We start from the raw sequence: 12097 nt of genomic DNA, 5'->3' as shown, positions 1-12097 counted from the left end.
GTCCCAGCAAAAAGCCGCCCTCGGGCGGCTTTTTGCATTGCGGGCATGCCGTTTTGCGCGTTTCGCTGCAGCGCTTTCGATAAGCGCCTAAAGTATTCTTCTGCAGTGCCGCAAACACTGTTGCAGCAAGCATAAAACTTGCCGCAAACCCCCGTACCACGGGGTTTGCAATAGGGGGCTGTCCTATGTCAACTATAGGTTCTGTGCTATGCTCCCGCGAGTGCAAGTTTAGGTCCTTCCAAGCAAGACTTGATTCGCGCAATCCGCTAAACGGTCAGGCCGTGTCGCGGAAGGTTCAGTAACCCGCTATTTCTCGAGAAGCTCGAAGAAAGGTGAGCGTAAAATGATGAAGCAATTCCAGTCGAACTCGTATCTGTTCGGCGGCAATGCTCCGTACGTAGAAGAGTTGTACGAAGCATATCTCGACAATCCGGCGTCAGTGCCCGAGACCTGGCGCAACTATTTCGACGCGTTGCAGAACGTCCCGGCATCGGACGGCACGGCTGTTAACGACGTGGCTCATGGCCCGATCGTCGAATCGTTTGCTCAACGCGCAAAGGCAAATGCCTTCCTGCCCCGTCCGGGTGCGGGCGGTGAAGATCTCACTACCGCGCGCAAGCAGGTCTATGTGCAGTCCCTCATCGGCGCATATCGCTTCCTCGGCTCGCAATGGGCCAACCTCGATCCTCTGAAGCGCCGCGAACGTCCCGCTATTCCCGAACTTGAACCTGCGTTCTACGACTTCACCGAAGCCGACATGGACCAGACGTTCAACACGAACAACCTGTACTTCGGTTTCGAACAGGCTTCGCTGCGGGATATCGTCAAGGCGTTGCGCGACACGTACTGCGGCACCATCGGCGCCGAGTACATGTACCTGAGCGATCCGGAACAGAAGCGCTGGTGGAAAGAGAAGCTCGAGTCGATCCGCTCGACACCGAACTTCTCGAACGACAAGAAGAAGCACATCCTGAACCGTCTGACGGCAGCAGAAGGCCTCGAGCGCTTCCTGCACACCAAGTACGTCGGTCAGAAGCGCTTCTCGCTGGAAGGCGGCGAAAGCTTCATCGCATCGATGGACGAAGTCGTGCATCACGCAGGCAAGAGCGGCGTGCAGGAAATCGTCATCGGCATGGCGCACCGCGGCCGTCTGAATGTGCTGGTCAACACGCTGGGCAAGATGCCCGCTGACCTGTTTGCCGAATTCGAAGGCAAGCACGTCGACGATCTGCCCGCAGGCGACGTCAAGTATCACAAAGGCTTCTCGTCGGACATCGCGACGGAAGGCGGCCCGGTTCACCTGTCGCTCGCGTTCAACCCGTCGCACCTCGAAATCGTCAACCCGGTGGTCGAAGGTTCGGCGAAGGCGCGTATGGACCGTCGCGGCGACGAGCAGGGCTTGCAGGTTCTGCCCGTGCAGATCCACGGCGACGCGGCTTTCGCAGGCCAGGGCGTCGTGATGGAAACGCTGAACCTCGCGCAAACGCGCGGTTACGGCACGCACGGCACGCTGCACATCGTCATCAACAACCAGATCGGTTTCACGACGTCGGACCCGCGCGATGCGCGCTCCACGCTGTACTGCTCGGACGTGGTCAAGATGATCGAGGCGCCCGTGCTGCACGTGAACGGCGACGATCCGGAAGCGGTCGTGCTGGCTACGCAAATGGCCATCGACTTCCGTATGCAGTTCCACAAGGATGTCGTGATCGACATCATCTGCTTCCGCAAGCTGGGTCACAATGAGCAGGACACGCCGGCTGTCACGCAGCCGCTGATGTACAAGACGATCGCCAAGCACCCGGGCACGCGCGCGCTGTACGCTGAAAAGCTCGTGCAGCAAGGCGTTATCTCGGCTGACGAAGGCGACGAATTCGTCAAGGCGTTCCGCAAGGCGATGGACGAAGGTCACCACACGGTCGACCCGGTTCTGTCGAACTACAAGAGCAAGTACGCAGTCGACTGGGTTCCGTTCCTGAACCGCAAGTGGACGGATTCGGCTGACACGGCTGTTCCGCTCGCCGAACTCAAGCGTCTGGCCGAGCGCGTCACGACGGTTCCCGAAGGCTTCAAGGTTCACCCGCTCGTCGAGCGTGTGATCAACGACCGCCGTGCAATGGGCCGTGGCGAAGCAAAGCTCGACTGGGGCATGGGCGAGCATCTGGCATTCGCATCGCTGGTCGCATCGGGCTACGCCGTGCGTCTGACGGGTCAGGACTCGGGCCGTGGCACGTTCACGCACCGTCACGCTGTGCTGCACGACCAGAACCGCGAACGCTGGAACGACGGCACGTACGTGCCGCTGCAGAACATCGCCGAAGGTCAGGCGAAGTTCACGGTGATCGACTCGGTGCTGTCGGAAGAAGCCGTGCTTGGCTTCGAATACGGTTACTCGACGGCTGAACCGAACACGTTCGTTGCGTGGGAAGCGCAGTTCGGCGACTTCGTGAACGGCGCGCAGGTCGTGATCGACCAGTTCATCTCGTCGGGCGAAGTGAAGTGGGGCCGCGTGTCGGGCCTGACGATGCTGCTGCCGCACGGCTACGAAGGCCAGGGTCCGGAGCACTCGTCGGCACGTATCGAGCGCTTCCTGCAGCTGTGCGCTGACCACAACATGCAGGTCGTTCAGCCGACCACGCCGGCGCAGATCTTCCACCTGCTGCGCCGCCAGATGATCCGTCTGTTCCGCAAGCCGCTCATCGTCTTCACGCCGAAGTCGCTGCTGCGTCACAAGGAAGCCGTGTCGGATCTGTCGGAACTCGCGAAGGGTTCGTTCCAGCCGGTCATCGGCGAAGTGGACGATTCGATCGACGCGAAGAAGGTCAAGCGCGTGGTGGTCTGCTCGGGCCGCGTGTACTACGACCTCGTCGCGCATCGCCGCGAAGCGAAGTCGAACGACGTCGCGATCGTGCGTATCGAACAGCTGTATCCGTTCGCGCACAAGCAGTTCGAAGCCGAACTGAAGAAGTACGACAACGCAACCGAAGTGGTGTGGGTGCAGGACGAGCCGCAGAATCAGGGCCCGTGGTTCTACATCGAACATCACCTGCGCGAAGGCATGAAGGAAGGACAGAAGCTGGCATACAGCGGCCGTCCTGCTTCGGCATCGCCCGCTGTCGGCTACTACGCGAAGCACTACGAGCAGCAGAAGGCGCTGATCGAAGGCGCGTTTGGCCGTCTGAAAGGCGCGTCCATCGTTAAATAACCACAGAGAGCGAACCGGGAAAGCGCTGAGCGCTTTCCCGCCCCGCGTCTGAACCATCCCATGTAAGCGCGTTTCTGCGCGCAAATATCGGACGCGGCTCGCACAAGGTTCGTTGTCATCCGATACGTATTCAGAGAAATCAAATGGCTATTGTTGAAGTCAAGGTCCCCCAGCTGTCCGAGTCGGTTTCGGAAGCGACCATGCTGCAGTGGAAGAAGAAGCCCGGTGAGGCTGTCGCTCAAGACGAAATCCTGATCGAAATCGAAACCGACAAGGTCGTGCTCGAAGTGCCGGCACCGTCGGCTGGCGTGCTCGCGCAAGTCATCAAGAACGACGGCGACATCGTCGTCGCCGACGAAGTGATCGCCAAGATCGACACGGAAGGCAAGCCGGGTGCAGCGGCTGTCGAAGCCGAAGTCAAGCCCGCTCCGCAAGCTGAGCCGGCAGCCGCAGCCGCGCCGGCGCAAGCCGCCGCTGTGGCAGGTGCGAGCACGGTTGCGTCGCCCGCTGCAACGAAGATCCTGGCAGAAAAGGGCGTCGCTGCTGGCGACGTCGCCGGCACGGGCCGCGACGGCCGCGTGACGAAGCAGGACGCGCTGGGCGCTGGCGCACCGGCTGCCAAGGCTGCACCGGCACCCGCTGCTGCTCCGAAGGCTGCGAAGCCGTCGCTGCCGCAAGTGAACGCACCGGCATCGGCCGACCAGTGGCTGAAGGACCGTCCGGAACAACGCGTGCCGATGTCGCGTCTGCGTGCGCGTATCGCCGAGCGTCTGCTCGAGTCGCAGCAAACCAACGCCATCCTCACGACGTTCAACGAAGTGAACATGGCGCCGGTCATGGATCTGCGCAACAAGTACAAGGACAAGTTCGAGAAGGAACATGGCGTGAAGCTCGGCTTCATGTCGTTCTTCGTGAAGGCGGCTGTCCACGCGCTGAAGAAGTTCCCGCTGGTGAACGCTTCGATCGACGGTAACGACATCGTCTATCACGGCTACTTCGACATCGGTATCGCTGTCGGTTCGCCGCGCGGTCTGGTGGTGCCGATCCTGCGCAACGCCGACCAGATGAGCCTCGCGGACATCGAAAAGAAGATTGCCGAATTCGGCCAGAAGGCGAAGGACGGCAAGCTGTCGATCGAAGAAATGACGGGCGGTACGTTCTCGATCTCGAACGGCGGTGTGTTCGGCTCGATGCTGTCGACGCCGATCATCAACCCGCCGCAGTCGGCCATTCTCGGCGTGCACGCAACGAAGGAACGCGCTGTGGTCGAAAACGGCCAGATCGTGATCCGCCCGATGAACTATCTGGCGCTGTCGTACGACCACCGTATCATCGACGGCCGCGAAGCGGTTCTGTCGCTGGTCGCGATGAAGGACGCGCTAGAAGATCCGGCCCGTCTGCTGCTCGACCTGTAATGCATCCCGCACGGCGGCTTGAAGTTTCAAGCCGCCGTCGCGATATATGCATCGGGTGTTTCTCGCATTTCCGCAGTATCTGAAGCCACGCGCGCCGCGAAGCGCGGCCGCGTCGGCTAGCCAAAAAGGATAGTCATGTCCAAAGAATTTGACGTCGTCGTGATCGGTGCCGGTCCCGGCGGCTATATCGCGGCCATTCGCGCTGCGCAGCTCGGCAAGACGGTTGCCTGTATCGAAAAGTGGAAGAACCCGGCCGGCGCGCTGAAGCTGGGCGGCACGTGCCTGAACGTCGGCTGCATTCCGTCGAAGGCGCTGCTCGCATCGTCGGAAGAGTTCGAGAACGCGCAACATCACCTCGCGGACCACGGCATCAGCGTGGAAAACGTGCAGGTCGATATCGCGAAGATGCTGGCCCGCAAGGAAGGCATCGTCGAGAAGATGACGAAGGGCATCGAGTTCCTGTTCCGCAAGAACAAGATCACGTGGCTCAAGGGCCATGGCAAGTTCACGGGCAAGACGGACGCCGGCGTGCAGATCGAAGTGTCAGGCGAAGGCGAAACGGAAGTGGTCACGGCCAAGAACGTGATCATCGCGACGGGCTCGAAGGCGCGTCACCTGCCGAACGTTCCCGTCGACAACAAGATCGTTGCCGATAACGAAGGCGCGCTGTCGTTCACCGAAGTGCCGAAGAAGCTCGCCGTGATCGGCGCTGGCGTGATCGGCCTGGAACTCGGTTCGGTTTGGCGTCGTCTGGGCGCGGAAGTGACCGTGCTGGAAGCGCTGCCGGAATTCCTCGGTGCCGCTGACCAGGCGCTCGCGAAGGAAGCTGCCAAGCAGTTCAAGAAGCAGGGTCTCGACATTCACGTCGGCGTGAAGGTCGGCGAAGTGAAGACGACTGACAACAGCGTGTCGATCTCGTACACGGACAAGGACGGCAACGCGAAGACGCTCGACGCGGACCGCCTGATCGTGTCGATCGGCCGCGTGCCGAACACGGACAACCTCGGCCTCGAAGCGATCGGCCTGAAGGCGAACGAGCGCGGTTTCATCGACGTCGACGACCACTGCGCGACGTCGGTGCCGAACGTGTACGCAATCGGCGACGTGGTGCGTGGCCCGATGCTCGCGCACAAGGCAGAAGACGAAGGCGTGCTGGTCGCGGAAGTGATCGACGGCCAGAAGCCGCACATCGATTACAACTGCGTGCCGTGGGTCATCTACACGGAACCGGAAATCGCGTGGGTTGGCAAGACGGAACAGCAGCTCAAGGCGGAAGGCCGCGAAGTCAAGACGGGCCAGTTCCCGTTCATGGCCAACGGCCGCGCGCTCGGCATCAACAAGGCGGATGGTTTCGTCAAGATGATCGCCGACGCGAAGACGGACGAACTGCTCGGCGTGCACATCATCTCGGCGAACGCGTCGGATCTGATCGCCGAAGCCGTTGTCGCGATGGAGTTCAAGGCTGCGTCGGAAGACATCGGCCGTATCTGCCATCCGCACCCGTCGCTGTCTGAAGTGATGCGTGAAGCGGCGCTCGCCGTCGACAAGCGCGCGCTGAACATGTAAGACGCATCTGCCCGAATCTGATTCGGGCTGAACGCGAAACACGACGAAGGCGGGTGGGTTGAATCCCTCCCGCCTTCTTCATTGCTGCCTCACGAAATGAACGTCACCGAATACTACGAACAGGAACTGCAGACACGGGGATATCAATCCGATCCGGCGCAACGCGCGGCCGTCGATCGTCTGCAGCGGTGCTATGAAGAATGGGCCGCGTATAAGGCACGTCGTCCGAACGCCTTTATGAAGCTGATCATGCATCCGGATCTGCCTAAGGGCGTCTATATGTGGGGCGGGGTGGGGCGCGGAAAGAGCTTCCTGATGGACAGCTTTTACGCAATCGTGCCGCTGGTGCGTAAGACGCGTCTGCATTTTCACGAGTTCATGCGGGAAGTGCATCGCGAACTCGAAGAACTGAAGGGCCAGGCCGATCCGCTCGACGAACTCGCGCGACGCATCGCGAAGCGTTACCGGCTGATCTGTTTCGACGAATTCCACGTGTCCGATATAGCGGACGCGATGATCCTGTATCGGCTGCTTGACCGGCTGTTCAACAACGGCGTGCAGTTCGTGATGACGTCCAACTACGATCCCGATCTGCTGTATCCCGATGGTTTGCATCGCGACCGCCTGCTGCCCGCGATCGAACTGATCAAGAGCAAGCTCGACGTGATCAACGTCGATGCAGGTATCGACTATCGTCGTCGCACGCTGTCGCAAGTCGAGGTGTATCACACCCCGCTCGGCGCAGCCTCCGACAAGGCATTGCGCGACGCATTCAGCAAGCTCGCCGCCGTGCCCGACGAAAGCCCGCTGCTGCACATCGAGAAGCGCGAACTGAAGGCGCTGCGCCGCGCGGATGGCGTTGTCTGGTTCGACTTCGCGACGCTGTGCGGCGGTCCGCGCTCGCAGAACGACTACCTCGAACTGGCGAGCCGCTTCCATGCGGTGATTTTGTCCGGCATCCCGCAGATGACGCCTCGTATGCAGTCCGAAGCGCGTCGCTTCACGTGGCTGATCGACGTGTTCTACGATCACAAGGTCAAGCTGCTGATGTCGGCTGCCGTGCCGCCCGAGGAACTCTATACGGAAGGCCCAATGGCCAACGAGTTCACGCGCACGGTTTCGCGTATCGTCGAAATGCAATCGCAGGAATATCTGGATACGCCGCGACGGATCGTCGATACATCGCTGACCTGAGCAAATTTCCGTTCGACTCTGCCCCGTTTGGGATAGCGCAATACGCGCAGAACCTTACGGCGGCGGGCTGGCGGTGCTTTTTCAAGATTCGGACTGGTCTGATATTCGGTAGTGGAGGGACTCTATATCGTCGACGTACTCATGACGAATGGAGAAACCCATGACACCTTATCGCGATATCACCGATGATGAATGGCAGCGCGTCGCGCCGCTGCTGCCGGAACTGCGTCCACGTTCCGAACTGCGCGGCCGTCCTCTTGCCAACACCCGCTCCGTGCTCAACGGCGTGCTCTGGGTGATCTACAGCGGCGCCACCTGGTCGGCCATGCCGCGCAAATACCCGTCGTATCAAACTTGCCATCGCCGCTTCAAGGCGTGGCATCAGGCTGGCGTGCTGAAGCGCGTGATGGATCAACTGTTCGGCGACGCCGGCAACGAACTGTGCAACACGATGGAAGCCCGCATGCGCACCCACGCACCGAACGCGCTTGCGGCCGCAAACGACGCAGCCCATCCGCAACCGTCCATGCCCGCCTTGCCGATCTTCACACCGCCGTCGAGCGTGCCGGTTGCGCCACTGGTGTTCGACTACACCAGTCCTTTCAAGAATGCGGCATGACGGATCGAACGAATTGAGCGCAAGCGAAAATGAAAACAAAAAGCCGGCCTGGCGAGCATTATCGCCAGGCCGGCTTTTTTTCGTCTTGCTGCACCTTTAGTCATGCAGCAAGTGCGCCCCGCAGCAACGTCAGTTCTGACGAACCCACGTCTGCGAGCGCCCCAGCAGCGACACGCCGATATACCCGCGCACCACCAGCTTCTGTCCACCGTCTTCGACGCGCATCTTGCACTTGTACAGCTTGCCGTTTTCCGGGTCGAGAATCTGCCCGCCGTCCCAGCCTTCGCCGTCCTTCTTCATGTCACTGATGATCGTCATGCCGAGAATCGGCTGATCCTTGCGTGCGTCCGTGCAGGCAGTGCAGCGGCGATCGGGCTGATCGTTCGCGCCGAGCCCCTTGATGACCTTGCCGCTGAGATTGCCAGCCGCGTCTTGCGAGATCTGCACGAGCGCCTTGGGCTGTCCCGTGTGATCGTCGATGGTTTGCCAGGTGCCGACAGGCGAGTCGGCTTGCGCAAACGCGGTGACGGCGCTGGCGAGCAGCGCGCCCGCGATGACCGCCTGCTTCAATATGCTGCCGGGCGCAAAACGCGCGCGCAAGGTGAGTGAAGTCATTGTCGTCCTCCTTGTTGGAAATCGTCGCGATGGATGTCGCGCGGCGCCGTATGAATGCTGATGCGAGGCGGCGCCATGCCTGGTTTCTTCGGGTTGGAAAGGCAGAATACGTGAAAGTGCCGGCGTCGTTTGATAGTGAAGCCTCTAATTGGAGGCTTCCTTTCATGGACGCCGCGGCACACCTTAGTTCAACTGATACGAGAACGTCGCGTTGATGCGCGGGCTGCGCGACGCGCTTTCAACAGGCGCATCGCCGACCGCTTTCGCAACGGACAGATCGAGGCTGTAATACTTCGCGTCGGAGATCCGAAAGCCGATTGCCACCGATGAAAGTTTCTTCGGCTGCGGCGTGCCGGCATGCAGATAGACGCGTGCCATATCGAACGACACATAGGGCGTGATCGTGCGCAAATACGTGAAGCCGAGCGCGATCGCGCGATTGACCTCGAACGACGCGCCCCAGCCCGAATCGCCCGATGTCTCGCCCGGTTGGTAGCCCTGTGCGAAGCGTTGCGCGCCGAATGAAATCTGCTCGGAAGTCGGCAGCGTATCGGGGCTGTATTGTCCCGTCGCGGCGACCGTGGTGCCGATGCCAAGCGGCCACTCATTGCTCTGCGACGCGCTCGCGCCCGTGCGCACGAAGGTGATCGATGCCGGGTTCACGGTGGTCGTGCCGGGAATGTTCGAATCGCCGGCCTTGCCTGCGCCGAGAATATCGAACGCCTTCGCCACGTTGATACTGGCCTTGCGCACCTGGCCTGTTTTCACTTCGGCATAGTCCGCCTGCAATTGCAGTACGCGCACCTGCGAGCGCAGACCGATGGCCGCGCCCGTGATCGTGTTGTTGAAGCGGTCTTCATCGTGCGATGCGTAGGCCGTCGCCGTTCCCGTCAGGCTGCGCGTGTTGCTCAGGATGAACGGATACGACAGCGAGCCGCCGATCTTGTCGTTGATCACCGTCCGTTCGACATACGACGGCAAGCCGGGGTTGTCTTTCGGATTGCCGCGATAGTGCGATGCGTCGATCTTCGCAGTCATGCCTTCCGTGCCGATAGGCAGCGCGCCATGCGCGGCGAGATACGTGATGTTGTCGCGTCCCTTCGGCAGCAGTGCGGACACGCTCAACTGCTCGCCGAGCGACGTCAATCCGTTCTCCGTCGCCGTCAGCAGCCCTTGCACGCCGGGATGATTGAAGTCGATACCCGTGCTGACATCGAAGGCCTTGCGCTCTACGTTCAGTTCGAGCGTGGTCGCGCCGTCGGTGTTCTGCGGCGGCGGCACGTTGGCCGCGACCTTGACGCCGGGCAGCAGGCCCATCGCGTTGATGTAGCGCTCGAAGGTAGTGCGGCGCAGCGGCCGGTCCGCCGTGATGTGCGCGGCGATCGCGCGGATCTTGTCCTCCGTCTTGCCGGGCTTGCCCGTCACCTTCACATTCGCGACATAGCCCTCGACGATCGTCACGCGCACGACGCCGTTCTCGAAGGTCTGCGCCGGCACGAACGCAAACGACAGCGCATAGCCGCGTTCCTGATAAAGCCGCGTGACGCCGTTCGCTTCTTCGATCAGCTGGCCGATCGTGATGTCCTTGCCGACCATCGGCGTGAAGCGCTGCGCGACTTCGTTGAACGGGATCGACCTGACGCCTTCCACTTCGATCTTCGTCGGCGTGAGATGCCGCGCGAGCAGTTCCTGAAGTTGCGGTGCTTGCGGCTGGATCTGCGCGGTCGCGTTCGGGCCTTTTTCAGGCGCCTTGATTTGCGGAAGCGCATCGAGCGGGTTGCCGCTGACAGCGGGGCGCGTCTGCGCCTGAACCGCGCTCGCAGTGATGATCGCGAGCATGAGTGTCCATTGCCTGGTCCCGAATTTCATCGGTTTATCCTCGGAAGGCCCGTTGTTCTTGTACCGACGTGCGCCTGGCCGGGCATCGCGTCAGCTTCTCTCGTATTCGTATGGTTCGTTGATGCAGTTGCTTGCGCGCGTCCTGAGTACGGGCTGCGCCGTGTGCTTCATCTCGTGGGAAGCACGCGGCGCGCAGCCCGCATGAGCGCTTTACTTCTTCGCCGAAGGCAGCAGGCCGCCGACGAGCGGCGTGGAACCGCCCGTCGTCGAACTCAGCGTGCTCGTGAGCGTGCCGACGAGGCCCGTCACGGGAGCGAGGGGATTGCTGCCCGAGCCGCTGCCGCCCGTAGCACCGCCGAGTGCGCCGGTCACTGCCGAGAGCGGGTTGCTCGAGCCGGTGCCCGACACAGCGCCCGACAGCGGCGTGCTGCCGAGCAGCGTCGAGAGTGAACCGAGCCCGCCGTCGCCGAGACCGCCACCCGCGAGCAGACCCGTAAGCGGGCTCAGCAGGCCACCCGTCGCCGCCGGCGGGCCGGGCCGCACGAGTGCCGTCGACCCACCGACGAGGCTCACGATCAGCCCCGGAATCGGCGCATACCCGTTCGGGCCGTTCGGATTGACGAGACCGCCCGCATTCGTGACCGTGTTGCCGAGCGAGCCGACCAGCGAGCCCACGTCACCGCCGAGCGGATTTGTCGTCGCGCCGCCGACGGTGCCGCCCGCGCTCTGCAGCGCGCCGCCGACCTTCGCGAGTACGCCGGACACGGGCGTGCCGAGCCCCGTCGTCGTGCCGACCGTCTGCGTGGCCTGGCCGAGCGTGATGACGAGCGGCGTGATCGCTGTACTGAGCGGTTGCGTGACCTGTTGTACGGGTGCCGACGCCAGCGTGCTGCCAAGCGTCGCGCCGCCCGAGTTGAGCGCGTTGGCGACGCTGTCGAGCGCGCCCGCTACAGGCGTCGTGACGGGCGAGAGTGCGGAGAGGTTGCCCGTGCCGAGGCCGTCGACCGTGGTGGCGACGCCGTGCACGACACCGCTCGTCGAACTGACGACGTTGCCGAGTCCCGACACCGTCGTGCCGACCGGGTCGGAGGTCGAGCCGATCTGCCCGAGGCCGTTGCTGACGGCATCGGCGAGCGCGTTGACGGTGCCGCCGGCGCTCGACACGGTGCTGCCGAGTCCTTGCGTGACCTGCGGCGATACGCCCGGCAGCGAAACCGAGCCGAGCGTGCTGCCGACATCGTCGACCGTCTTGGCGACCGTCGATACCGTGCCGGTCGTGCCCGTGGTCGTGGTGGTACCGCCGCCGGACGTATCGCCGCCGCCCGTGCTGTTCGACGGCGTTGCCGGCGACGACGCGGTGACGCCGTGGCCGCCGCACGCCGCCAGCAGGCAGGCGAGCGCAAGTGCGGAGAGGGGCGCGCGCAGCGCCGGGAGGGCCGCGCGTGCGGCGTCGGAGAAAGTCGAACGTTGAGTAGGCATGGGGTGCTCCTCGGTTTCGGATGGACGTCGTGAGCCGCTCGCGTGTGGTGGTCGCCCCACGCTTGCAGTCGCTGTGTAAATGGAAGAGGGCGTTGGCGCGACGGCTGCGCCGCGCTGCTGCCCGGCCGTCGCTACTTCTTCGCGCCGCCGAGCACGCCGCCGACA

At 62.5% G+C, this 12097-nt stretch carries 8 protein-coding genes; 5 read left to right on the top strand and 3 right to left on the bottom strand.

Features of this window, described 5'->3' with window-relative positions:
- Positions 1-343: 343 nt before the first annotated feature.
- From G3O01_RS43730 to G3O01_RS43710, 5 genes are all read left to right on the top strand, one after another.
- Entirely contained in the window at positions 344-3205 is a 2862-nt protein-coding gene (locus G3O01_RS43730) for a 2-oxoglutarate dehydrogenase E1 component (protein WP_205813710.1), read from the top strand.
- Between the two features lie 143 nt (positions 3206-3348).
- Positions 3349-4620 carry a 2-oxoglutarate dehydrogenase complex dihydrolipoyllysine-residue succinyltransferase gene (gene odhB, locus G3O01_RS43725; protein ID WP_205813709.1) on the top strand — a complete coding sequence of 424 codons (1272 nt, stop codon included), beginning with the start codon at positions 3349-3351 and terminating at the stop codon, positions 4618-4620.
- Between the two features lie 135 nt (positions 4621-4755).
- The gene (gene lpdA, locus G3O01_RS43720) at positions 4756-6186 is read left to right on the top strand and encodes a dihydrolipoyl dehydrogenase (RefSeq protein WP_205813708.1); all 1431 of its coding nucleotides are present in this window, start codon (positions 4756-4758) and stop codon (positions 6184-6186) included.
- Positions 6187-6282: 96 nt separating this feature from the next.
- On the top strand, positions 6283-7380 hold the full coding sequence (gene zapE, locus G3O01_RS43715) for a cell division protein ZapE (protein ID WP_205813707.1): 1098 nt from the start codon (positions 6283-6285) through the stop codon (positions 7378-7380).
- 160 nt (positions 7381-7540) lie between these two features.
- Entirely contained in the window at positions 7541-7999 is a 459-nt protein-coding gene (locus tag G3O01_RS43710) for a transposase (RefSeq protein WP_205813706.1), read from the top strand.
- Between the two features lie 129 nt (positions 8000-8128).
- Here the strand turns inward: G3O01_RS43710 and G3O01_RS43705 are convergent, their stop codons facing one another.
- From G3O01_RS43705 to G3O01_RS43695, 3 genes are all read right to left on the bottom strand, one after another.
- Positions 8129-8614, bottom strand: a complete 486-nt coding sequence (locus G3O01_RS43705) for a DUF2147 domain-containing protein (RefSeq protein WP_205813705.1) — start codon at positions 8612-8614, stop codon at positions 8129-8131.
- Positions 8615-8797: 183 nt separating this feature from the next.
- A complete protein-coding gene (locus tag G3O01_RS43700; RefSeq protein ID WP_205813704.1) occupies positions 8798-10483 on the bottom strand; it encodes a ShlB/FhaC/HecB family hemolysin secretion/activation protein in 1686 nt (561 codons plus the stop codon).
- A gap of 180 nt (positions 10484-10663) precedes the next feature.
- The gene (locus tag G3O01_RS43695) at positions 10664-11932 is read right to left on the bottom strand and encodes a collagen-like triple helix repeat-containing protein (RefSeq protein ID WP_205813703.1); all 1269 of its coding nucleotides are present in this window, start codon (positions 11930-11932) and stop codon (positions 10664-10666) included.
- Positions 11933-12097 lie beyond the last annotated feature (165 nt).

The sequence above is a fragment of the Burkholderia sp. Ac-20365 genome (assembly GCF_017104715.1).
Classification (GTDB): domain Bacteria; phylum Pseudomonadota; class Gammaproteobacteria; order Burkholderiales; family Burkholderiaceae; genus Paraburkholderia.
The sequence above is the reverse complement of the archived record's forward strand: the minus strand, read 5'-3'. Positions and strand labels throughout refer to the sequence as shown.

Coding starts and splice junctions, on each gene's coding strand:
- G3O01_RS43695 (WP_205813703.1), bottom strand. CDS start 11,932: ATGCCTACTCAACGTTCGACTTTCTCCGACGCCGCACGCGCGGCCCTC.
- G3O01_RS43700 (WP_205813704.1), bottom strand. CDS start 10,483: ATGAAATTCGGGACCAGGCAATGGACACTCATGCTCGCGATCATCACT.
- odhB (WP_205813709.1), top strand. CDS start 3,349: ATGGCTATTGTTGAAGTCAAGGTCCCCCAGCTGTCCGAGTCGGTTTCG.
- G3O01_RS43730 (WP_205813710.1), top strand. CDS start 344: ATGATGAAGCAATTCCAGTCGAACTCGTATCTGTTCGGCGGCAATGCT.
- G3O01_RS43705 (WP_205813705.1), bottom strand. CDS start 8,614: ATGACTTCACTCACCTTGCGCGCGCGTTTTGCGCCCGGCAGCATATTG.
- G3O01_RS43710 (WP_205813706.1), top strand. CDS start 7,541: ATGACACCTTATCGCGATATCACCGATGATGAATGGCAGCGCGTCGCG.
- zapE (WP_205813707.1), top strand. CDS start 6,283: ATGAACGTCACCGAATACTACGAACAGGAACTGCAGACACGGGGATAT.
- lpdA (WP_205813708.1), top strand. CDS start 4,756: ATGTCCAAAGAATTTGACGTCGTCGTGATCGGTGCCGGTCCCGGCGGC.